Origin of the sequence: Arthrobacter gallicola, assembly GCF_014836775.1 — a bacterium.
GTDB lineage: Bacteria > Actinomycetota > Actinomycetes > Actinomycetales > Micrococcaceae > Arthrobacter_B > Arthrobacter_B gallicola.
In genome coordinates this window covers 300,143-321,078 of sequence record NZ_JACSQD010000003.1, presented here as the reverse complement: position 1 = coordinate 321,078, position 20,936 = coordinate 300,143, and the positions used below count along the sequence as shown (strand labels likewise).

The following is a 20,936-nucleotide window of genomic DNA, read 5'->3' as shown; positions in this document are numbered from 1 at the left end:
TCTCCGTTCCCGGCCCCATATCCCCCGTGCAGCTGTGCTGCGCGGTTCCGCCGGCGCACCGGCAGCGGAACCGGGACTAGTTCTGGCCGGCTTTGTAACCGACACCACGGACCGTCAGGACGATTTCGGGAGCTTCCGGATCACGCTCGATCTTGGAACGCAGCCGCTGCACGTGCACGTTGACCAGACGGGTATCGGCTGCATGCCGGTAGCCCCAGACCTGCTCCAGCAGCATTTCCCGCGTGAACACCTGCCAGGGCTTGCGCGCCAGGGCAACGAGGAGATCGAATTCCAGCGGGGTCAGTGCAATGCGCTCGCTGCCGCGGGCAACAGAGTGCCCGGCCACGTCAATGCTCACCTCGCCGATGGAGAGGGTTTCGGGGGACTTGGAATCCACCGGCCGCAGGCGCGCACGGACCCGGGCGACCAGCTCTGCCGGTTTGAACGGTTTGGGGACGTAGTCATCGGCGCCCGATTCCAGTCCGCGGACGACGTCGGCTGTGTCGGATTTGGCGGTCAGCATCACGATGGGCAGATCAGATTCCGCGCGGATCTGGCGGCAGACTTCAATGCCGTCCATGCCGGGCAGCATCAGGTCCAGCAGCACCAGATCGGGCTTCGAGCTGCGGAAGATCTCCAGGGCCTGGGCACCATCAGCACAGAAGACGGGGTCAAAACCGTCGTTCCGGAGCACAATGCCGATCATTTCGGCCAGTGCTTCGTCATCGTCTACGACCAGTATCCGTGCCTTCATGCTTCCCAGTTCCCCACTACTTCCCGCCTCGGATGGGCATTTCACGCCCCCGGCTGCCGCGCGTTGTTCCTGGCGCCAGGCTTGCTGATTCCGTCGATCCGGCCGTGCTGTCCCCGGCAGTTTCCGGGGTGAGCAGCCGGCTGCGCATAAAAATGCTGCACATAAAAATACCGTGCTGCGGGGTCCCTTACTGAAAGGGGCCACAGTACGCCGGAATAGCCCATGCTATCCCTATCACCCCAAGGGGCATATTTTCGCCACGGCCCGCCGGGTCCCCGTTAGCCGCCGCAGAAACTATAGTCGGACTAGGAGAAACTGGATGCTGTACCGAAAAGCGGGGGCTGCGGGATGAGTCAGGATAATCACAACGAACCGGATCCCGGTGCCGCGGCCGGCGCCGCCGGATCCCAAAAAGTTCCCCGCCCCGGCTCCGCGCACCCTCCCATTCCCCCCTCTCCCTGGGGTGCGCCGCAGCAGCCCCAGTGGGGCCAGCAACCCCAGTGGGGACAGCAGCCGCAGTGGGGACAGCCGCCCTACGGTCCCCCGGCAGGAGACGCCCCGGGCTGGGCACAGCCAGCCTACGGGGCCGGTCCCTATGGACCGGGGCCCAGCGGCGGACAGTACACCGCTCCCCCCAAGCCCGGCGTCATTCCCCTCCGCCCCCTGGGGCTTGGCGAAATTCTGGACGGTGCGTTCCAGGCGTGCCGGCGCAACCCGGCTGCAACCTTCGGCACGGCGATCATCATCCAGGGCGTCATCGCCGTCCTGACCGTTATTTTTGGGCAGACCCTGCTGGGCCCCCTTGCCAGCCTCGACATTGAATCGGAGCTGACCGACGCTGAAGCGCTTTCGCTGGGCGCCACAGCCCTGACCGGGGGCACCGCGCTGACCATCCTGTCCGTCGTCGGGCTTCTCGGCATGCAGGGCCTGCTGGTCATTCCGGTGGCCCGGGCGATCCTGAACCTCAAGACCGGCTTCGGGCAGACCTGGCGCCTGGCCAGGGGATCACTGCTCCGGCTGGCCGGTCTGTCACTGCTGCTCCTGGCAGCATCCGCCGTGGGTATCACCGCCTTCATCTTCAGCGTCGTCTTCGTTATTGAATTACTCGGCGCTTCCGGTGTCTTCCTGACTGTTCTCGGAGTCCTGGGCGTGACCGCCGTATTCGCCTGGCTGTCCGTGAAACTCGCACTGGCCCCCGCCGCGCTGGTCCTGGAACCCCGCGGCGTTTTCGCGGCCATCGGCCGCTCCTGGTCACTTACCCGCCGGAACTGGTGGCGCACCTTCGGCATACTGCTGCTCACCAGCCTCATCGTTTCGATCATCGTCTCGGTGATCAGCACACCAATCACCATGCTCATCACGATGTTCGCTTCCTTCGGAAGCCCCGAAGCCGCTGCCGGAGACTTCTCCGCGCTGGTCCCGGTGCTGGTCCTGACCACTGCCGTGTCCACGCTCTTCGGCGCCATCGGCTATGCGTTCCAATCCACTGTCACGTCATTGCTGTACATCGACCTGCGGATGCGCAGGGAGGGCTTTGACGTCGCCCTGATGAAGGATCAGGAACTCGCAGGCACCGGGCTCCCGGATACCGTTCCGGGCCGGACCGCTGATCCTGGTTCTGCCAGCGGCACCCAGACCCCCTGGCCCGGCAGCCCGTCCAACGGTCCCGCCTAGGCCGCCATGATCGCTTTATTCCCTGTCCGCCTGCCGGTGTGGTTCGAGGTGCCCGTGACACCTGACGCCGATGAGGCCCGCGGCTGGCTCGAAACGGAGCTGTCCCAGAGTGAGTATCAGGAGGCTCAGCCGGGGCTGGTGGAAAAGCTGCTCGGCACCATTATGGAATGGCTCGGCGATGTTCTCGCCAGTGTTCAGGGGGTAGGCCCCACCGCCGGGGTGCTTCTGCTGGGACTCGGTGCACTGCTGGTCCTTGCCGTGGCCGTCCTGGTGATCAGGCCCCGCCTCAATGCACGGCGCAGGCGGCCCGGAGTGTTCGAGGACACGGTCCCCGAACAGGACGCCGCCAGCCACCGCCTGCGCTCGGACAGAGCTGCCGCTGACGGGGATTGGGATACTGCTCTTGCGGAGCGTCTGCGCGCGGTTCTCCGGACGGCGGAGGAACGGGTCATCCTGGACCGCCGCCCCGGCCGAACCGCCTACGAGGCCGGCTCGGAGCTCAGCTCCGTCTTTCCGGCGGCAGCCGACGACATTCTCTGGCTGGCCGCCCGCTTCGACGAGGTCCGTTACGGAAACGGAAAAGCAGATGCCCAGGACGCCGGACGGGCGCAGCGCCTCGATGCCCAGCTCCTGCAGAGCCAGCCCGGACCGGCCAGCCGCCAGATGCAGCCGTACCTGGCGGTGCCCCGATGAGCGCCGTTCCCGGTTCCACTGCTTCTGACCCAGCCTCCCCCGGGCTGCCGCTGCCCGGTTCCACAGAGCCCGGTTCCACAGAGCCCGGTTCCGCACTGCCCGGTTCCACAGAGCCGGGTTCCGCAGGATTCGGGCGGGACGAAGCACCGGCACCGGGCTCCGGCAGTCTGCGCCGTAAGCTGCGGACCTGGCGGCTCTGGATCATTCTGGCGGCGGTTCTTGCAGCCACCGTGGTGCTGGGACTGTTCGGGGGATCCGGCGGTGACCGGGCCGCGCTCTCTGCCGGGAATTCTGCGCCGCAGGGCGCGCAGGCCCTCGCCCGGGTCCTGCAGGACCGCGGAGTCGACGTCGTTGTGGTGCAGGACCACGCTGCAGCCGTGGCCGCGCTGCAGACTCCCGGCGCGGCCCTCCTGCTCTTTGATCCCAATGAGTACCTGAGCTCCGGCCAGCTCACTGAACTCGGCACGGCGGCGGCGAAGACCGTCCTGGTCGAACCGACGTTCACGCAGCTCGCACGGCTCGCGCCGGAGATAGCCCACGCCGGCCTGATCCCGCAGGACGTCCTGGACCGGGGCACCGCCATCCCGGCCGGCTGCACCGATACTGCCGCCCAGGCGGCGGGCAGCGTCACGCCGGGTGGGCTGGCCTACCGCGGACCGGTGACCTGTTTCCCCGTCACCAGCGCAGGCCCGCCCGCCGGGCTCTACGCCAGTTCCCCGGACGGTACCCAGACAGTGCTGGGCTACACCGGCCTGCTGGCCAATGAAACCATCGCGGACAGCGGGAACGCTGCCCTGGCGCTGCACACGCTGGGCAGCACCGGCACCCTGGTCTGGTACCTCCCGACAGCCTCCGATATTCCGGCCAGCGCTGCACCGGCCGACCCGCTCTCGCTGCTTCCCGGGTGGGTAAACCCCCTGCTGGCCTGGGTATTGGTGGTGGCGGCGCTCGCTGCTTTCTGGCGCGGCCGCCGGATGGGGCCGCTGGCGCTGGAGCCGATGCCTATTGTTGTACGGGCCTCTGAAACGGCGGACGGCAGGGCGCGGCTTTATCAGGACAGCCGGGCACTGGACCGGGCGGCGGCGAACCTGCGGGCGGCAACCCTGACCCGGCTGGCTGCGCGGCTGCGGCTTGGCCCCGGAAGCAGCGCCGGAGCAGTGGTGGAATCCGCTGCCCGCGCCACCGGACGGTCCGCGGCCGAACTGGACAACCTACTCAAACGATCCATGCCCACAACCGACAGCGCCCTGGTGATCTGGTCACAGGAACTGCTGGACCTAGAGGAAGAGATAAGCGAATCATGACCCAGCAGTACAGTGCCGCTTCCGGCGCCGTTTACGCCGGAGGCGCCGTGACCGAGCAGGATGAAAACGCCCGCCGTGCCCTGCACAGTGTCCGGCAGGAGGTTGCGAAGGCTGTGGTAGGCCAGGACGCAGCTGTGACCGGCCTGATCATCGCCCTGCTGGCCCGGGGTCATGTTCTCCTGGAGGGGGTTCCGGGGGTGGCGAAAACGCTGCTGGTCCGGACGCTGGCGGCTGTCTTATCCCTGGACACCAAGCGCGTCCAGTTCACCCCTGATCTGATGCCCGGCGACGTCACCGGGTCCCTGATCTATGACGGCCGCACCTCCGAGTTCAGCTTCCGTGAGGGACCCGTTTTCACCAATATCCTGCTCGCCGACGAAATTAACCGCACTCCGCCGAAAACCCAGGCGTCTCTTCTCGAAGCCATGGAGGAACATCAGGTCTCGGTCGACGGCGTCTCCCGCCCGCTGCCGGATCCGTTCCTTGTCGCCGCAACGCAGAACCCGGTGGAATATGAGGGGACCTATCCGCTGCCGGAGGCCCAGCTTGACCGGTTCCTGCTCAAAATGACCCTCGATCTTCCCGGGCGGGAGGATGAAATCGAAGTCATCCGGCGGCACGGCAGCGGCTTCGACCCCCGAAACCTGGCAGCCGCCGGTGTCCGTCCCGTGGCCGGCGAAGCCGATCTCCGGCACGCCCGGGACGCGGTGGCAAGGGTGGAGGTGTCCCCGGAGGTTCTGGGCTACATCGTCGACCTGGTCCGCGCCACCCGGTCCGCGCCGTCTTTCCAGCTCGGCGTTTCCCCGCGCGGTGCGACGGCGCTGCTGAACACCTCGCGGGCCTGGGCCTGGCTGTCCGGGCGGGCGTTCACCACTCCGGATGACGTCAAGGCGCTGACGCTCCCCGCACTGCGCCACCGGGTGGCTCTCCGCCCGGAAGCACAGATGGACGGGGTCAGCGTGGATGACGTTCTGGGCAGCATCCTCGCCACCGTCCCGGTCCCCCGGTAGGCGCTGGCACCCATGGCTGTTTCAGGCCGCCTCGTGATCCTCGCTGCGATGGGCGCAGCCGCGGTGATTCTCTTCCCCGGGATCCAAACAATCCTGCTGTGGCTGGGGCTGCTCGCCGCGGCGGTCGCCCTGGACCTGGCCCTTGCTGCCCCGCCGCTGCGCGCCGGACTGGAACGGCAGCTGCCGGAGAGCGCCCGGTTTGGAGAGGATATCCCCGCTCCGATCGTGGTCCGGAACGGATCGGGCAGAACTTTGCATGCGCTGCTGCGCGATGCGTGGCAGCCGTCGGCCGGCCAGGCCCGGCCCGTGCGCCGAGTCATTGTCCCGCCGGGTGAGGCCAGGCTTGCTGCAGGAACGCTGCGGCCCGAACGCCGCGGGGAACTGCGCACCGCCCATGTCACGCTCAGGTCCTTCGGGCCGCTGGGCATGGCTGCCAGGCAGCGGACCATCCCTTATCCGGGCTCGCTTCGTGTGCTGCCGCCCTTCCGCTCCAAGCGCCATCTGCCCGCCAAGCTGCGCAGACTGCGTGAACTGGACGGAAACGCATCGGTCCAGCTGCGCGGCGCCGGCACGGAGTTCGATTCCCTGCGGGACTACGTCCGCGGCGATGATGTCCGGTCCATCGATTGGCGTGCGACGGCGCGGCGCCAGGAGACGGTGGTACGCACCTGGCGTCCGGAGCGGGACCGCAGGGTCATTCTCTGCCTGGACACTGCTCGGACGTCCGCAGCCCGCATTCTGGACGAACCGCGGCTCGACACCGGGATCGAAGCGGCCCTGCTGCTCGGTATGCTGGCGCACGGAGGCGGAGACCGCGTGGATTTCATCGCCTTTGACCGGCGGGTGCGTGCCCGGGTCGCTTCGGCGGCAAAAGGCAACCTCCTTCCACGCCTGGCCAGCGCCATGGCGCCTTTGGAGCCGGAATTGATCGAAGCGGATTTTTCCCTCCTTCCCGGCGTCGTTCAGTCAGTCTCCTCCCGCCGCTCCCTGGTGGTGCTGGTCTCTTCGTTGGATGCCGGCGCCGTCGAGGAAGGGCTGCTGCCCGTCCTGCCGTCCCTGCTGGCCAGACACGTTGTGGTGATTGCCTCGGTGCGGGATCCTGCCCTGGACGGACTGCGCTCTGAACGCGGCACCGCCGCGGATGTCTTCCGGGCGGCGGCGGCCGAACGGGCTCTGCTGGACCGCGCCGCTGTCACGGCACAGCTGAAGTCAATGGGGGCCGAAGTTGTGGATGAGACACCGTATGAGCTGCCGCCGAAACTTGCTGACATGTATATCCGGCTCAAGGCCTCCGGGAGGCTCTAGCGGCGTAGGGTGGAGCCATGACTGAAGCGTCCCTCTACCAGCGGGTTCTGGGCGCCGATTTCGGCCGTCTGCAGCCTGAACTGCAGGACTATATTTCGCTCTCCCCGGACCAGGGGCGCTACGGCATCGGGACAGGTTCCTTCGAGCTGGCAGGATGTCCGCGCCCGTCGCTCCGTCCGGCGCTCACTGCCATCCCCGTTCGAAACGCGTTCTTCCCTGACTACGGCCGCGATGTTCCCTTCACGATCCGGAATTTTGCGCATTTGGACCCCTTCGGCCGGTCCTCCCTGACTGCCGTCCGGAACTTCCGGTTCGACCGCACCGAGCGCATCTTCGAGGACACCACGTCCCTGACCTCCCCGGCCGGGCTCACCGACTACGTGGGTAAGCGCCGCAATCTTGCCACCGATCTGGAGCTCTCGGTGTCCGGGGACGGCCGGCTGCATATGCATTCCCCGCACACCCGCCTGTTCCTGGGCCGCCTGCGCGTACCGGTTCCGGTTCTGGCCGGCGCTGACGCCCACGCCGAACAGTGGTGGGACGGGGAAACCGAACGGTTCCGGATCCGTACTCTGGTCCGGCAGCGGCAGCTCGGCACAGTCTTCGTCTACGACGGGAGCTTTACCTACGAATACCGGGACTACGACGGCGGGCTGCCCCCGGACGTCCGGCCGCAAAAGTGGGAGCGGCGGCTTTAGCGTTCCGAGGCAGGGCGTGCTCTATCCTTCCGCCGCCAGCTGGTCCAGCGCTGAGGCAGCCTGAGTCAGCCGCGCCAGCACCCGGCGGGCCGACGCCGGTGCCAGCTCAGCCAACGGACCGTCCGGAGTAATATGCAGCGCCGGCAGGTCCCGCAGCGGCAGCCCAATCCGGGTCCATGGCCGGGTAATGTCCTCCACCAAAGCGGTAACCTGGCGTGGCTCCGCGCCGGCTGCGGGCAGCGGAAGCACACCGAGCCAGACCTGTTTCCCGGCTTCCACGGCCTCCGCGATGCCCTCCCAGTCCCGGTCGCCCAGGCCGCGCAGCGGCAGGGCCACCCCGTCCGTGCCGGCGCCCAAGGCCAGGTCCAGCCCGGATTTCGGCTGCCCGTGGCCTGCGGTCGGGAGACGGAGGACGACGTCGGACGCGCCGGCGGCCGCCAGCGCCTCCCGGACCATGGTCCACACCAGCGACGCTTCCTGTGCCGGGACCGAACGCAGGGTCCGGTAGCCGCTGGCGGTGGGAATCTGTCCGCCCAGGATCCTGTCCAGGTGGGGTTCGTCCAGCTGGACCACGATGGCTGCGCCCCGGGCTATCTCCTTGACCCGGTTCACGAATGCCGCTGCTCCGGCAGCCAGCGATTCCGCGATCTCCCGGCGGGCACCTGCATCTGAGAGGGCCCGCTCACCGTTGTGCAGGTGCAGGCCGGCAGCCAGCGACAGAGGGCCCTGCAGCGAGATCGCCAGTCTGCGCCCAGGGTCTTCTTCCTCGCCAATGACGTCGGCCAGGGCATTGATGTCGCGTGAGAGCAGGGACACCGCCCGGCGGTGATCCATGCCGGGACGGTCAACCAGCCGCCAGCCGTGGGGCTGCAGATCCACCGGCAGCTCCACGAGCAGTCCGGCGGTGCGTCCCACGGGGTCGGCGCCGATGCCGCGCTGCGGCAGCTCCACCAGGAACGGCAGATGCGGATCCCCCAGTTCTCCGCGGATAATCCTGGCAGCTTCGGCCGGGTCGCTGCCCGGCCAGCTGCCGGGCCCGGTGGCCGTGACCCCCGACGGACCAATATCCCCTCCGGCGGGGCCGGCCGCGGTGTCCGGCTCAGACTCCCGCTGCATTGCTTCCGCCGTTGCGGGTCTCGGAAATTGCCTGGTGGTGCCGGATGACCTCGCTGATGATGAAGTTCAGGAACTTCTCGGCGAACGCCGGGTCCAGCTGTGCGTCCTCGGCCAGCCGGCGCAGCCGGGCGATCTGGGCGACTTCCCGTCCCGGGTCCGCCGGGGGCAGATGGTGCTCCGCCTTCAGATGGCCCACGCGCTGGGTTGCCTTGAAACGCTCCGCCAGCAGATAGACCAGGGTGGCATCGATGTTGTCGATGCTGCTGCGCATGGCCAGCAGTTCGGCCATCACCTCATCGGCTACCTTCCCGGAGAGGGAACTGGCCTTGGGGTCGAATTCGTCGGCGGGTGATTCACTCATGCCTCCAGTTTAGGGTCCTGCAGGCCGGGCAGATTTCCAGGTTACGCTTCCTGTCCCGGCCCGCCGGACCCTCAGGGAGTCTGCTAGGAGACCGCTGCGGGGTCCCATTCCAGTGACCGGGCGGAGTCGATGGTCGCCTGTCCCAGCACGCGGGTGCCTTGGTAAATCACCATGGTCTGCCCGGGGGCGACGCCGCGCATCGGTTCGTTGAGCCGGACCACCAATTCGCTGTGACCGCCCTCAGCCGTCTCCATCCAGGCCGTCGCCGGAACGGGATCGCCGTGTGCCCGGACCTGCGCGGTGCATTCGAAGACCTCGCCGGTTTCCACTTCGCGGATGGGCAGGCCGGCCCAGGAGACCTTGATGCCGCGCATCTGGTCGATGTTCAGCAGCTTCTCCGGACCGACGATGACCTTGTTTTCCTTGGGCCGGATTTCCAGCACGAAGCGGGGCTTGCCGTCGGCCGCCGGGCGTCCGAGCTTCAGGCCCTTGCGCTGGCCCACGGTAAAGGCGTTGGCACCGGGATGCGTCCCGATCGTCTCCCCCGACGGGTCAACGATCTCGCCCTCGGACATGTCGATGCGTTCTTCGAGCCAGCCGCGGGTGTCGCCGTCGGGAATGAAGCAGATGTCGTGGCTGTCCGGCTTGTTGGCCACGGACAGCCCGCGGCGCTCCGCCTCGGCGCGGACCTCGGCCTTGGACGGGGTATCCGCCAGCGGGAACATGGCGTGCTTGAGCTGTTCGTGGGTCAGGACGCCGAGCACGTAGGACTGGTCCTTGGCCCAGTCAGCTGCGCGGTGCAGTTCCGGGTTGCCATCGGCGTCGGTAATCACCTTGGCGTAGTGGCCCGTGCACACGGCGTCGAAACCCAGGGCCAGCGCCTTTTCCAGCAGCGCGGCGAACTTGATCCGTTCGTTGCAGCGCATGCACGGGTTCGGTGTGCGGCCCGCGGCGTACTCCGCCACGAAGTCATCCACCACGTCTTCCTTGAAACGCTCTGAGAAGTCCCAGACGTAGTACGGAATGCCCAGGATGTCGCAGGCACGCCACGCATCGCGGGAATCCTCGATGGTGCAGCAGCCCCGGCTGCCGGTGCGCAGTGTCCCGGGCATCCGGGACAGCGCCAAATGGACCCCGACGACGTCGTGCCCGGCGTCGACTGCCCGTGCTGCGGCCACGGCGGAGTCCACTCCGCCGCTCATTGCTGCCAAAACCTTCATGAAGAAAAACCTGTCCCTGCTGTTCGGATGCTGCTTTCGCTGCCCGCCATACCGGCCTTTTTGGCCCGTTCATAGGCTTCGGGCAGGGCGTCTATTAATGCGTCAACGTCATCGGCCGTGGATGTATGCCCCAGGCTGAACCGCTGGGCTCCGCGCGCTTCCGCTTCGGTGAGTCCCATGGCCAGCAGGACGTGTGAGGGCCGGGGAACACCGGCGGTGCAGGCCGAGCCGGTGGAGGACTCCACGCCTGCCAGATCCAGGAGGAACAGCAGGGAGTCGCCCTCGCAGCCGGGGAAGGTGAAGTGCGCATTGCCGGGGAGGCGGCGTGTGCCCTCCTCGTCGTCGCGCGGTCCACGCAGGACGGCGTCCGGAACCACCCGTTCGACGGCGGCAATCAAGTGGTTGCGCAGCGTACGCAGGCGGGCGCTTTCCTCCGGGAGGTTCTCGGTGGCTTCACGCGCGGCGGCGGCAAACGCTGCAATGCCGGGCTTGTCCAGGGTCCCGGAGCGGATGTCTCGTTCCTGCCCACCGCCGTGCAGCACGGGGGTCAGCTTTACGGAGCGGCCCACCACCAGGGCACCAACACCGACCGGGCCGCCGATCTTGTGGCCGCTGACCGCCATGGTGTCCAGCCCGGATTCACGGAAGTCCACGGGGACCGCGCCGAACGCCTGCACCGCGTCGGAATGGACAGGAACACCGTAGGAGTGCGCCAGCTGAACCAGCGCTTCAATGTCCTGCAGCGTTCCGACTTCGTTGTTCGCCCACATCACCGTCAGCAGAGCGGTGGTGTCAGCATGCTGCTCCAGTTCCTTCCGCACGGCATCCAGCGGCACAACGCCGTCGGCGTCAACCGGGAGCCAGACGGCGGTGGCGCCTTCGTGCTTTTCAAGCCACTCCACGGTATCCAGCACGGCATGATGCTCCACGGGTGAGCAGAGGATGCGGGTGCGACGCGGATCGGCGTCGCGGCGGCTCCAGTACAGGCCCTTAACCGCGAGGTTGTCCGCTTCGGTGCCGCCGGAGGTGAAGATCACTTCGGAGGGATGGCAGCCGAGGGCGGCGGCGAGGGTCTCGCGGGAATCCTCCACCACCATCCGGGCACGCCTGCCGGAGCCGTGCAGCGAGGAGGGGTTGCCGCTGCGGCTCAGTTCTGCGGTGAGTGCGGCGAGGGCCGAAGCCGAAATCGGCGTGGTCGCCGCGTGGTCAAGGTACACGGGCACTCATCAATTCTAGCGGCTGGGCGGCGGCGCGTCCGCCTCCCCTCCCCCAACACCCCGCGCCGGCGTCGCCTGGAGTTCCGGCAGGGCGGGGGCGGCCCGCGCGGTCGGGCTGCTGTCCCTGCAGGTCATTGCACGTCGCGGAAGACCCTCCGGGTGCGTCCGCTGAGGCTAGAATTATTCTCCACGGCCAGCGGAACCGGCTGGCACCTGCGGGTTCTCCACCGTCAGGGGTTCCGCGGAGGCCGCGCCGCGCCGCCTCGGTACACCGGTGCCCGGCAGGCTACCGAAAGGAACAGCAGTGACGCCCCCAGCCCAAACGCTGTACGAGGTCCTGGGTGTTCCGCCGTCGGCCACTGCCGAGGAAATCCGGTCCGCCTACCGCAGGGCCGCCCGTGAAACCCACCCCGATCATGGGGGCAGCAGCGAGCGCTTCCACCAGGTGTCCGAGGCCTATCAGGTGCTGTCCAACCCGGACCAGCGTGCCGCCTACGACCTGCGGCTGGGCCGGGCGGGAAAGGCGGGAACACCCACCGGCGCTTCGCCCCTGCGGACTGCCCCTCCCGGAGGCGCACCGGGTTCCGGCCGTCCGGCCGCGCACCCTGATTTTGGCAGGCCGCCGGTCTTTGAACCCGATTTCAGCCCGCAGCACCCGCCCATCATTCCGCTGGCCCAGCTGAGCCGCCAGGTGACGGGGGAACCCGAACGGCCCGGGCTGTTCAAGCGGCTGGGGTCCTCCGCCGGCTCACGGTTCGACGCCGAAAACCTCACCATCGCTCTGCTGTCCGATGCCCTGCTGCCCGACTACCCAGCCGGCCGGCTCGTTAACAGTCTGCGGGTTCCGGATTCCGGGCCGCGCGGCGGAACCCTGGACATCGGCCATGCCCTCCTCGGCGGCTACCGGATGGCTGTCATCGATTCCCTGATGTCCTCCCCCGGCGGCTACTACTGGGACGGCGCCACCCTGCGGCACCGCGGCCACACCGTCGGCTCCCTCCGGCTCGCGGATGCCGTGCGCACCCTGCAGGAGAGGTTTCCGGAAATCAACGTCTGCGGCTGGCTGGTGCTGCACAGCCCCAACCGCAATCCCTTCGAACCCATCATTGATTCGCCGCCGGGCCTGCCCGCTTCCGCCCCCATCGACGTCGTGAACCCCGGCACCCTGGCCAGGGACCTGCGCCGGTTCTTCAGTACCGGACCCGCCCCGAACACCGTGCTGCTCCCGGTCCTGGGCGCTCTGATAGATGCGTCCGCGCAGTAGACGAGCAGGCATAGGATATAGAGGTGTTTCGCATCCTCTTCCATACCCCTGAAATTCCGGGCAACACCGGCAACGCCATTCGGCTTGCCGCAATAACCGGCGCCGAACTGCACCTGGTGGAGCCGCTGGGCTTCGACCTTGAAGACTCCAAGCTGCGCCGCGCCGGACTGGATTACCACGACCTTGCCGTGCTGCACGTCCATCCTGACCTCGATACAGCGTGGAAAGCGCTTTCCCCGGACCGGGTGTTCGCCTTTACCTCTGACGGAGAAACGAGCTACACGGATATCTCCTACCGGCCCGGGGACGTGCTCCTCTTCGGCCAGGAATCCGTCGGCCTGCCGCTGGAGGTCAAGAACGACCCGCATGTTACCGCCAGGGTACGGCTGCCGATGCTGCCGTCGCTGCGCTCACTGAACCTGGCGAATTCCGCCTCCATAGCCGTCTACGAAGCCTGGCGCCAGCAGGGCTTCGCCGGAGCCCAGCTTTAAGCCGAAGGAGACTCCATGCCCGAGCAGCACCCCCTAGCACCCGCCTTTGATTCCGGTGCCGCGGATTTCGAGCGGCTGGCTCCGTCCCTGTGGAACCCCATGGGCAACGCGCTGGTGGCGGCCGCGGACATCCGGGTTGGGGACAACGTCCTTGATGCCTGCTGCGGCGGCGGCGCGATCACCATTCCGGCAGCGCAGAGCGCCGGGCCCGACGCCCTCGTTGACGGCGTGGACATTTCCGCGGACCTGCTCGCGGTGGCGGGCTCGAAGGCCGAAACGCTCTCCCTCGAAAACGTGTCCCTCCACCAGGCAGACATCCTGCAGTGGCGGCCCGAAGCACACTATGACGCCGTGCTCTGCGGCTATGCCGTTTTTTTCCTGCCGGACATGGATGCCGGCATCCGCCACCTGGTTTCCCTGCTTCACAGAGGCGGCCGGCTTGCCCTCAGCACCTGGGCCGACGGTTCGCTGACAGACTTCTCCGGCCTCCTCTTCCGGCACTGCGCCGCCGAAGGCGGGGAAGTCGAACTCCCCACTGCAGCGGCCCGGGAGAACATGCTGCGCATCAACACCCCGGAGAAGGCCGCCGCGTGGCTGGAGGGACTCGGCCTGGAACAGGTGAAGGCCGTGCACACCCCGGTCCCGGTCCAGCTGAATCCCGAGCTGGCGTGGTCCCTGGTCATGGGCAGCGCGCTGCGGATGCTGCTGCCGCAGGACCCGGCCGCCGCGCAGCGGGTGCGGGACGGCTTCCTGGCTGAGCTCGGCCCGGAGTACACGCTCAACGCGGATACCCTGATCGTGACAGCGCTCAAACCATAGCCCCCCGGCGGCGGGCGGTCCTAGAAGCCTGCGATGGTGACGGGCGTGTTGACGCCCACCACGTGGAAGACCTCGGCGCTGCTCCCGGCGGACAAGCCGTGCCGCTGGGCGTTTTCGCGCAGGAAACTGCGGACAGAAGCGTCCATACCGTCAATATCCGGGTGCTGGCTGGCGTGCACCCGGATGGCGGCGAGTTTCCGGTCCAGTTCCGCGGTAATGTCCACGGCATGGTTTTCCCGTTCCCGGGGAGCCCCGTAGAACCAGAGCCAGGGAACCTTGTACGCCTGCAGTCCGGCGGATTCGAGCTCAGGATAGGCGAACGGATTCTCTGCGGCCGGATACACGGCCCGGGTGACGATTTCACCGCAGGCGAGGTGGTCCGGGTGGCTGGCCTGGATTCTGTCCCAGTTCCGTTCCGGATGCATGGACAGCACGACGTCGGGACGCACCCGGCGGATCAGCTCAACAACACGCCCAATCACCTCATGGTTCACAGCCAGAAATCCGTCCCGTTCGCCCAGGAAATGAACCTGGGCTGCCCCGACAATGTCCGCAGCAGCCCGCTGCTCGCCGCTGCGCAACGTGCTCACCCCGGCGCGGTCCCCGGGCTCAAATCCGCCCGCATCGCCGTCGGTCATAACGCAGTAGGACACCTCAGCGCCCTGATCAGCCCATTTCGCCAGGGTTCCGGCGGCCCCGAAGTCGATGTCATCCGGGTGGGCCGCAAAGGCCAGAACCCGCCTTACCGGTGTGTCCGCCGGAAACCTGCTCACGCGCGGCGCCGCCGGATTTCCTCGGCTGCCTGCGGCAGCACGGAGAACAGATCTCCGACCACTCCGAAGTCGGCGATTTCGAAGACCGGTGCGTCGGAATCCTTGTTCACCGCCACGATCACCTTTGCGGTCTGCATTCCGGCTTTCTGCTGAATCGCTCCGGAAATACCCGCGGAGATGTAGAGCTGCGGCGAAACTGTCTTACCGGTCTGGCCAACCTGTGCGGAATGCTCAATCCACCCGGCATCCGTGGCGGCCCGGGAGGCTCCCACGGCCCCGCCAAGCAGGTCGGCCAGTTCTTCCAGCGGCCCAAAATCGCCGTCCACCCCCCGGCCGCCCGCAACAATGACACGCGCTTCGGACAGCTCCGGACGGCCGCTCACGCGCTTCTCGGAGCGTTCGGTCACAACCGCAGCCGGCCCGATTTCCGGTACCGTAACCAGGCTCCGCTCAGGAACGGTCCCGCTGCCTGCCTCAGCCGGTTCCACCGGTTCAACAGAGTTGGCCTTCACGGTGATGATCGGAACGCCGGTCTCGACGCGGCAGGTGGACGTGAAGGAGCCCGCAAGCACTGATTTGGTGACGGAAAGGTCAGGCGCCACCGCGACTGCGTCGGTGATGACTCCGGAGCCCAGCTTGATGCCTACCCGGGCTGCAACCTCACGGTCCTCAAAGCCGTTGCCCAGCAGCACGGCGGCCGGACCGGCGGCCCTGACAGCTTCCGCGAGGAAGGCCGCTTTGGCGGCAACAAGCACGTCCGGCAGCGGTTTGGCCGGTTCGTACAGGGCGCCGACACCGTGCCGGCCCAGTTCCGCCGCTGTTTCCTCGGACAGCGGCTGCGGGGACGCAACCACGGGCTCGCCGAGCGAAGCGGCAAGCCCCAGCAGTTCGCGGGCTGCCCGGGGAAGCGGCAGTGACGGAACGTCGATGAAGACCAAAACGGAGCCCATGGGGCGCTCTCCTTGGGGTGCGGGCGCTGAAGCGCCTGGTGGGAGGTGCTAGATGAGTTTCTGCGAAGCGAGGTAGTCCACGAGCTTGATGCCGGCGTCGCCGTTGTCGCTGATGATGGTGCCCTGGCCGCGGGCCGGGCGGGGGGCCGAAGCGGCCACCGATGTCCAGGCGCCGGCCAGTCCGACGTCGGCGGGGTCCACACCGATGTCCTGGAGCGAAAGCACAGCCACCGGCTTCTTCTTCGCCGCCATGATCCCGCGGAAGTTGGGGTAGCGCGGCTCGTTGGCCTGGTCTGTCACCGAGACCACGGCAGGCAGCGGCGCTTCGATGACCTCCGAGTAGGAATCACCGTCTCTCCGGGCACGCAGGACCGGACCGGAGGGGGTGTCCACTGTTTCCAGGTCAGCCGCGAACGTCAGCTGGGCAAGGGAGAGCCGCTCCGCGAGCTGGGCCGGGACCAGTGAGGTTTCGCCGTCCGTGGAGGCCATGCCGGTGAGCACCAGGTCAACAGGGCCCTGGGTATTGGCCAGGTGACGCACGACGGCGGCCAGTGCCAGCGAAGTGCCGGCGGCGTCGGACCCGGCGAGGCCGTCATCCAGGAGGTGCACCCCCTTGTAGGCGCCGATCTGCAGGGACTTCTTGACCGCGTTGACCGCTGCGGCGGGGCCCATGGCAACGGCGGTGACGGTGTTGCCGCCCTTCTCCCCGCCCCGTGCCTCGGCCAGCTGCAGCGCGGCTTCGAGAGCGTATTCGTCCAGCTCGGAGAGGATGCTCTCCGACCGGTCAAGCGTATGGTCCGGGCCGGCCAGCTGACGATCAAACTGGGTGTCCGGGACGTGTTTAACCAAAACGACAATGTTCAGCGGCCTGTTGGCTGACTCCTGCATTCCGGCCTTTCCTGTAGGACGATTCCGCCGGTGGGATTCCGGCATTCCCCCGCTCATCGGCGGCGACAGATTAAAGCTAATCACACGCCGGCGCCGGGCTCGAATGCGGAACCGTACCGGCAGTGCTGCCAGCCGGGAGAAGCCGGGCTCCGGGCAGCTGCCGGGCATCCGCCGGGACAGCAGTGGCTGGGACATAACCTGCCTGAGAACGGCTCCGGCCCGCCGCGCCGATCGTACACAAGGCTCGTACAAAGCGGCGGGACGGGCCGGAGCCGGATTCCCAAGGTCCGGGGACGGAGCCGTTACTGGCTGGCTGAATCCCCCAGCGTCGTTTCCGTGCTCTCGGTCTGGCCGTTGCGGACGTAGTCGATGGTGACCTTGCTTCCGGCGGCCTGCATCCGGATGGCGGCGGTCAGTGACTGCGCGTCGGTAATCGGGATGTCATTGACTTTCGTCACGATGTCCCCCTTCTGCAGCCCGGCTTTGGCTGCCGGTGTCCCGCTCGCCGGGTTATCAGCGATCGCGGCACCGATGGTGAAGGAGGATGAGCCCGACCCGGTGGCCGGTGTCACCGAAACACCCAGGAATCCGTGGCTGGCGGATCCATCGTCGATGATCTCCTCAGCAACGCGTTTCGCATAACTTGCCGGAACTGCAAAGCCGACGCCGATATTTCCGCTGTCCTCGCCGGAGCTGGTGCTGGAGGCTGAGGCAATCGCTACGTTCACGCCAATGACTTCGCCGTCAGAGTTCACCAGCGCTCCGCCGGAGTTGCCATGGTTAATGGCAGCGTCCGTCTGGATGACGTTCAGGTAGATCGACGACGACGCCGAACTCTGGTTCTGCGACGAACCGTCCGGCGGAGCGAAGCGGAACCCGTTGCCGTCGTCCGGCGCGGCGTCAGTGTCAGACTCCGGCGCCGCTGAGGACTGGACGCTGATGGTCCGGTTCAGTGTCGAGACGATGCCGTCGGTGACCGTTCCGGCGAGTCCCAGCGGTGCGCCGATGGCGATGACGGTGTCCCCGACGTTCAGGTTCCCCGAGTCTCCCAGCGATGCCGGAGTCAGGTCCGGGGCATCCACCTTGATGACGGCGAGGTCGGACAGCGGGTCGGTGCCGACCACGGTTGCGGACAGAACCCGGCCGTCCTCGGTCTGCACTTCGATGGAGGGGCTGGCAACCGTACCGCCGAGCGTGACCACGTGCGTGTTGGTCAGGATATGTCCCTCGTCGTCCAGGATGATCCCTGAGCCGCTGCCGGAGCTTCCGGAGCCGGAGACCTCAATAGTCACCACGCTCGGAGATGCCTTCACCGCCGCAGCTGTTACCGCGTTGACGCTCTCATGGTCGTTAACCACCACGGTCTGCGACTGCCCGGTGGTGCCTGCAGCGGGGTTGCCCCCGTCCAGGGCCGCGTCGGCTGCGACGGCAACGCCGCCGCCAAGGAGACCGGCCACCAGCATGGCGGTCACCAGCGTCCCCGTGCCGTAACGGCGGCGGTCCGTTGCGGACGGCGCCGCTCCGGTGCTGCCGTGGCCTTCCCCGTAGTACGCGTTCCCGTAGGCAGTGGACGGATAAGGGCTGCCATAACCTTCCTGCGGCGGTACAGGTCCGGGTCCGTGGTTCCGGGGTCCGGAAGACGGGGTTCCGGAAGTCTCTGGCCCGGAAGCAGGCGCGCCGAAGGCACTCTGTCCGGACTGGTTCGGGCCGGGCTGGTTCGGGCCCTGAGCGCTGGACGCGCTGTGCTGCGCGGACCACGGGGCAGGCCCACCCGTTCCTTCAGACGCAGGGTGAGCGCCGCCGCCGGCTGGGAGCCGGGTCGTTTCGCCTGCGGCCGGTTCCGGTGTATCCCCTCCGGGGGTGCTGGAAGACGGCGGCACCGGCGGACGGGGAGGCAAGGGCCGCTGTGGTCCTTCACTGCCCCCATAGTGCTCAGTCATATGGGCCGTCCTTTCGAGAATTCGGTTTACCCACAAGTATCGACCCATCCACTATGACAGGGGAGTCTGTGATGCAGACTGGAGAAGTCTGGATGGTCGCTGGGAGTTTCCCGAACGGTTGGGAGCGCACCCGCTCCGCACTCCGCCGTCGTCTCCCCTAGTCAACGGCAGGATCTCCGGGGCAGCGTCCAGCTCCATGGGATACGGTTTCGTGGTGGACGGGCGCACGGGCCGCCCATAGAATCGATGCAATATCCGCCCGGGAGCCCACCGGCTCGACTCAAGGCCAGCAAAGCCGCACGCCGCGGTTCGATGACAGAGACGTTCAAACACACAAGGGATCTTTTTATGCGGTTGAGGACTAAGCGGTTTACCGCCGTGCTGGCTCTGAGCGTGCTGGCGGTGCTGGCGCCGTCCACGGCCTACGCCGAGCCGCCCGTGAACATTCCTCCCGGCCAGTATCTGGTGGACACCAACGGTTCCCTCGGCGGAAGCACCGGCGAAGTCCAGCAGGCCATCACTGACGTCCAGCGCAGTACCGGGTACACGCTGTACGTCGTGTACGTGGACAGCTTCACGGACCCCTCCGATGCCAGCGCCTGGGCGGAGGACGTAGTGACGGACAAGGGTATGGGTGCCAAGGAAGCCCTGCTGAGCGTTGCAACCGAGGACCGCAAAATCCAGGTCTCCACCGGAGACCAGTCCGTGCTCACCCAGGAAAAACGCAACGCGATGCTCGATGCCGCCACCGAACCGCTGGTCGGGGTGCAGAACATCAGCTCCGAGGAATGGGCAGCTTCCGCCGTCAACGCTGCCAAGTCGCTGGAAGACATTGCGGGGGGCGGCAGCGGGAAGATCTCCTCAGGCGGCGGCAGCCTGCTGCCGGCCTTCATCGTCGCCGGTGTGGTGCTCGTCGGAGCGTTCGCCGTGTTCGGCCTGATCCGCAGCCGCTCCAGGAAGCGCGGCGCCATCACCGTCCGGGACACCGCCCCGAAGGATCCATTGGACACCATGAGCGTCGAAGAGCTGCGCAAGCGGGCCGGCAGCCTGCTCATCGCAGCAGACGACGCCATCAAATCCAGTGAGCAGGAACTCGCGTTCGCCGCTGCCCAGTACGGCGACGATGCCGTGTCCACGTTCACCGATGACCTCGCGGTAGCCCGAGCCCACATGGGCGAATCCTTCAAAATGCAGCAGCAGCTCGACGACGAGATCCCGGACACCGAGGAGCAGCAGCGGACCTGGCTCAAGGACATCATCCGCCGCTGTGAGGCCGTCAATGAGTCCCTGCAGGCGCATAAGGAAGACTTCGACGCCCTGCGGGAACTGGAGAAGAACGCGCCGAGCGCCCTCGCCTCGGCCCAGGAATCCGCCCGTGCGGCCGCAGCCAGGCTGGATTCCGCCCAGGCCGCCCTGGACGGACTCACAACCCGGTACAGCGAATCAGCCCTGGTGCAGGTCCGGGACAACATTGAACAGGCCACCGAACGCCTGGCCTTTGTGGACAACGCGGCCGATACCGCGGCCGAAAAGCTCAGCAGCGGGGACACCTCCGCAGCCGTGCTGGCCGTGCGCGCTGCCGAGGAAAGCCTCCACCAGGCGAACGTCCTCATAGACGCCATTGACCGGACCGGTGCCGGACTTGATACCGCTGCATCAGAACTTGACCGCGCCGTAGCCGACGCCCGGCAGGACCTGGCCCAGGCCCGGGCCTTTGCGCAGAGCGGAGCGCAGGGCTCCCTCGCCGGCCCGATCGCCGGCGTCGAGCAGGCCCTGGACGCCGTTGAAAGCGCGCGGCAGGGCAAATACGACCCGGTGGACCTGCTCCGCCGGCTCGAGTCCTCCAACGCCCAGCTTGACGCTGCCCTGGAGGGCCTGCGGGACCGGCAGGAACAGGAACGCCGGGCCCGCGACGCCCTGCAGCACACCATCATGTCGGCTCAGGCGCAGATCGCCGGAACCTCCGATTACATCCGGGCCCGCCGCGGCGGTGTCGGCAGTGAAGCCAGGACCCGGCTGGCGGAGGCCGAAAGGAACCTCCAGCAGGCCATTGCCGTCCAGTCCTCCGACCCGGTCAGTGCCCTGGCCTACGCCCAGCAGGCCAATGCGCTGGCTGCCCAGGCCTCGGAAATGGCCCGCCAGGACGTTGACGGTTTCGGCGGCATGGGCGGCTGGGGCGGAGGCGGCGGAATGTATGGCGGCGGCCGCGGCGGCGGCAGCGGACTGGGCGGCGCGATCCTGGGCGGCATTCTCATCGACTCGATCCTGCGGGGAGGCTCCGGCGGAGGCGGCGGATGGGGCGGCGGCGGATTCGGCGGCTGGGGCGGCGGCGGTGGCGGGTTCGGCGGCGGAGGCGGCGGCTTCGGTTCCTCCGGCGGCAACTTCTAGGGCGGCAGCAGCGACGGCGGCAGCGCCCTCGGCTGCGGCCACGGTTTTTGACAGGCTGGAAACAGCACAGC

General features: G+C 67.6%; 19 protein-coding genes. 10 read left to right on the top strand and 9 right to left on the bottom strand.

Annotated elements, in window-relative coordinates; genetic code table 11:
- Nucleotides 1–76: 76 nt before the first annotated feature.
- Nucleotides 77–754 (bottom strand): MtrAB system response regulator MtrA, encoded by a 678-nt coding sequence (mtrA, locus tag H9639_RS08690; RefSeq protein ID WP_191807684.1) that lies wholly within the window; start codon nucleotides 752–754, stop codon nucleotides 77–79.
- Between the two features lie 348 nt (nucleotides 755–1,102).
- Here mtrA and H9639_RS08685 point away from each other — a divergent pair, with 348 nt between their 5' ends.
- Genes H9639_RS08685 through H9639_RS08660 form a run of 6 tightly spaced genes read left to right on the top strand, consistent with a single transcriptional unit; the run spans nucleotide 1,103 to nucleotide 7,438 of the window.
- Nucleotides 1,103–2,428: a glycerophosphoryl diester phosphodiesterase membrane domain-containing protein gene (locus tag H9639_RS08685; RefSeq protein WP_191807683.1), complete on the top strand. Its 1,326-nt coding sequence runs from the start codon at nucleotides 1,103–1,105 to the stop codon at nucleotides 2,426–2,428.
- 6 nt (nucleotides 2,429–2,434) lie between these two features.
- A complete protein-coding gene (locus H9639_RS08680) occupies nucleotides 2,435–3,121 on the top strand; it encodes a DUF4129 domain-containing protein (RefSeq protein ID WP_191807682.1) in 687 nt (228 codons plus the stop codon).
- On the top strand, nucleotides 3,118–4,425 hold the full coding sequence (locus H9639_RS08675; RefSeq protein WP_191807681.1) for a DUF4350 domain-containing protein: 1,308 nt from the start codon (nucleotides 3,118–3,120) through the stop codon (nucleotides 4,423–4,425). The genes H9639_RS08680 and H9639_RS08675 overlap by 4 nt, the downstream gene beginning before the upstream one ends.
- Complete coding sequence (locus tag H9639_RS08670; protein WP_191807680.1) at nucleotides 4,422–5,435, top strand: AAA family ATPase; 1,014 nt, start codon at nucleotides 4,422–4,424, stop codon at nucleotides 5,433–5,435. The genes H9639_RS08675 and H9639_RS08670 overlap by 4 nt, the downstream gene beginning before the upstream one ends.
- A gap of 12 nt (nucleotides 5,436–5,447) precedes the next feature.
- Nucleotides 5,448–6,740: a DUF58 domain-containing protein gene (locus H9639_RS08665; RefSeq protein ID WP_191807679.1), complete on the top strand. Its 1,293-nt coding sequence runs from the start codon at nucleotides 5,448–5,450 to the stop codon at nucleotides 6,738–6,740.
- A gap of 17 nt (nucleotides 6,741–6,757) precedes the next feature.
- Nucleotides 6,758–7,438: a DUF4166 domain-containing protein gene (locus tag H9639_RS08660; RefSeq protein ID WP_191807678.1), complete on the top strand. Its 681-nt coding sequence runs from the start codon at nucleotides 6,758–6,760 to the stop codon at nucleotides 7,436–7,438.
- A gap of 21 nt (nucleotides 7,439–7,459) precedes the next feature.
- On the opposite strand, the gene H9639_RS08655 is transcribed toward H9639_RS08660, so the two are convergent.
- The 4 genes from H9639_RS08655 to H9639_RS08640 form a co-directional block, all read right to left on the bottom strand.
- Entirely contained in the window at nucleotides 7,460–8,554 is a 1,095-nt protein-coding gene (locus H9639_RS08655) for a uroporphyrinogen decarboxylase/cobalamine-independent methonine synthase family protein (RefSeq protein WP_225219368.1), read from the bottom strand.
- The gene (locus H9639_RS08650; RefSeq protein ID WP_191807677.1) at nucleotides 8,538–8,915 is read right to left on the bottom strand and encodes a chorismate mutase; all 378 of its coding nucleotides are present in this window, start codon (nucleotides 8,913–8,915) and stop codon (nucleotides 8,538–8,540) included. The genes H9639_RS08655 and H9639_RS08650 overlap by 17 nt, the downstream gene beginning before the upstream one ends.
- An 83-nt stretch (nucleotides 8,916–8,998) precedes the next feature.
- The gene (gene mnmA, locus H9639_RS08645) at nucleotides 8,999–10,135 is read right to left on the bottom strand and encodes a tRNA 2-thiouridine(34) synthase MnmA (RefSeq protein ID WP_191807676.1); all 1,137 of its coding nucleotides are present in this window, start codon (nucleotides 10,133–10,135) and stop codon (nucleotides 8,999–9,001) included.
- Nucleotides 10,132–11,358, bottom strand: a complete 1,227-nt coding sequence (locus H9639_RS08640) for a cysteine desulfurase family protein (protein ID WP_191807675.1) — start codon at nucleotides 11,356–11,358, stop codon at nucleotides 10,132–10,134. Before H9639_RS08640 ends, mnmA begins: the two co-directional genes overlap by 4 nt.
- Nucleotides 11,359–11,656: 298 nt before the next feature.
- Between H9639_RS08640 and H9639_RS08635 the strand changes: the two genes are divergently transcribed.
- Genes H9639_RS08635 through H9639_RS08625 form a run of 3 tightly spaced genes read left to right on the top strand, consistent with a single transcriptional unit; the run spans nucleotide 11,657 to nucleotide 13,926 of the window.
- Nucleotides 11,657–12,616, top strand: coding sequence for a J domain-containing protein (locus H9639_RS08635; RefSeq protein WP_191807674.1), 960 nt, complete (start codon nucleotides 11,657–11,659; stop codon nucleotides 12,614–12,616).
- 23 nt (nucleotides 12,617–12,639) lie between these two features.
- Entirely contained in the window at nucleotides 12,640–13,107 is a 468-nt protein-coding gene (locus tag H9639_RS08630; RefSeq protein ID WP_191807673.1) for a tRNA (cytidine(34)-2'-O)-methyltransferase, read from the top strand.
- Between the two features lie 15 nt (nucleotides 13,108–13,122).
- A complete protein-coding gene (locus H9639_RS08625; protein WP_191807672.1) occupies nucleotides 13,123–13,926 on the top strand; it encodes a class I SAM-dependent methyltransferase in 804 nt (267 codons plus the stop codon).
- Between the two features lie 20 nt (nucleotides 13,927–13,946).
- Here the strand turns inward: H9639_RS08625 and H9639_RS08620 are convergent, their stop codons facing one another.
- The 4 genes from H9639_RS08620 to H9639_RS08605 all read right to left on the bottom strand — a co-directional run bounded on the left by H9639_RS08620 (nucleotide 13,947) and on the right by H9639_RS08605 (nucleotide 18,000).
- Complete coding sequence (locus H9639_RS08620) at nucleotides 13,947–14,699, bottom strand: PIG-L deacetylase family protein (RefSeq protein WP_191807671.1); 753 nt, start codon at nucleotides 14,697–14,699, stop codon at nucleotides 13,947–13,949.
- Nucleotides 14,696–15,649: an electron transfer flavoprotein subunit alpha/FixB family protein gene (locus H9639_RS08615; protein ID WP_191807670.1), complete on the bottom strand. Its 954-nt coding sequence runs from the start codon at nucleotides 15,647–15,649 to the stop codon at nucleotides 14,696–14,698. Before H9639_RS08615 ends, H9639_RS08620 begins: the two co-directional genes overlap by 4 nt.
- A 48-nt stretch (nucleotides 15,650–15,697) precedes the next feature.
- Entirely contained in the window at nucleotides 15,698–16,537 is an 840-nt protein-coding gene (locus H9639_RS08610; RefSeq protein ID WP_191807669.1) for an electron transfer flavoprotein subunit beta/FixA family protein, read from the bottom strand.
- 302 nt (nucleotides 16,538–16,839) lie between these two features.
- A complete protein-coding gene (locus H9639_RS08605; protein ID WP_318242046.1) occupies nucleotides 16,840–18,000 on the bottom strand; it encodes a S1C family serine protease in 1,161 nt (386 codons plus the stop codon).
- 825 nt (nucleotides 18,001–18,825) lie between these two features.
- Here H9639_RS08605 and H9639_RS08600 point away from each other — a divergent pair.
- Nucleotides 18,826–20,865 carry a TPM domain-containing protein gene (locus H9639_RS08600; RefSeq protein ID WP_191807667.1) on the top strand — a complete coding sequence of 680 codons (2,040 nt, stop codon included), beginning with the start codon at nucleotides 18,826–18,828 and terminating at the stop codon, nucleotides 20,863–20,865.
- Nucleotides 20,866–20,936 lie beyond the last annotated feature (71 nt).

What these genes read in the sequence shown, in the direction of transcription:
- H9639_RS08610 (WP_191807669.1), bottom strand. Translation starts at nt 16,537, where the DNA reads ATGCAGGAGTCAGCCAACAGGCCGCTGAACATTGTCGTTTTGGTTAAA.
- H9639_RS08680 (WP_191807682.1), top strand. Translation starts at nt 2,435, where the DNA reads ATGATCGCTTTATTCCCTGTCCGCCTGCCGGTGTGGTTCGAGGTGCCC.
- H9639_RS08615 (WP_191807670.1), bottom strand. Translation starts at nt 15,649, where the DNA reads ATGGGCTCCGTTTTGGTCTTCATCGACGTTCCGTCACTGCCGCTTCCC.
- H9639_RS08675 (WP_191807681.1), top strand. Translation starts at nt 3,118, where the DNA reads ATGAGCGCCGTTCCCGGTTCCACTGCTTCTGACCCAGCCTCCCCCGGG.
- H9639_RS08625 (WP_191807672.1), top strand. Translation starts at nt 13,123, where the DNA reads ATGCCCGAGCAGCACCCCCTAGCACCCGCCTTTGATTCCGGTGCCGCG.
- H9639_RS08655 (WP_225219368.1), bottom strand. Translation starts at nt 8,554, where the DNA reads ATGCAGCGGGAGTCTGAGCCGGACACCGCGGCCGGCCCCGCCGGAGGG.
- mtrA (WP_191807684.1), bottom strand. Translation starts at nt 754, where the DNA reads ATGAAGGCACGGATACTGGTCGTAGACGATGACGAAGCACTGGCCGAA.
- H9639_RS08660 (WP_191807678.1), top strand. Translation starts at nt 6,758, where the DNA reads ATGACTGAAGCGTCCCTCTACCAGCGGGTTCTGGGCGCCGATTTCGGC.
- H9639_RS08670 (WP_191807680.1), top strand. Translation starts at nt 4,422, where the DNA reads ATGACCCAGCAGTACAGTGCCGCTTCCGGCGCCGTTTACGCCGGAGGC.
- mnmA (WP_191807676.1), bottom strand. Translation starts at nt 10,135, where the DNA reads ATGAAGGTTTTGGCAGCAATGAGCGGCGGAGTGGACTCCGCCGTGGCC.
- H9639_RS08665 (WP_191807679.1), top strand. Translation starts at nt 5,448, where the DNA reads ATGGCTGTTTCAGGCCGCCTCGTGATCCTCGCTGCGATGGGCGCAGCC.
- H9639_RS08600 (WP_191807667.1), top strand. Translation starts at nt 18,826, where the DNA reads ATGCGGTTGAGGACTAAGCGGTTTACCGCCGTGCTGGCTCTGAGCGTG.
- H9639_RS08605 (WP_318242046.1), bottom strand. Translation starts at nt 18,000, where the DNA reads ATGCTGGTGGCCGGTCTCCTTGGCGGCGGCGTTGCCGTCGCAGCCGAC.
- H9639_RS08685 (WP_191807683.1), top strand. Translation starts at nt 1,103, where the DNA reads ATGAGTCAGGATAATCACAACGAACCGGATCCCGGTGCCGCGGCCGGC.
- H9639_RS08650 (WP_191807677.1), bottom strand. Translation starts at nt 8,915, where the DNA reads ATGAGTGAATCACCCGCCGACGAATTCGACCCCAAGGCCAGTTCCCTC.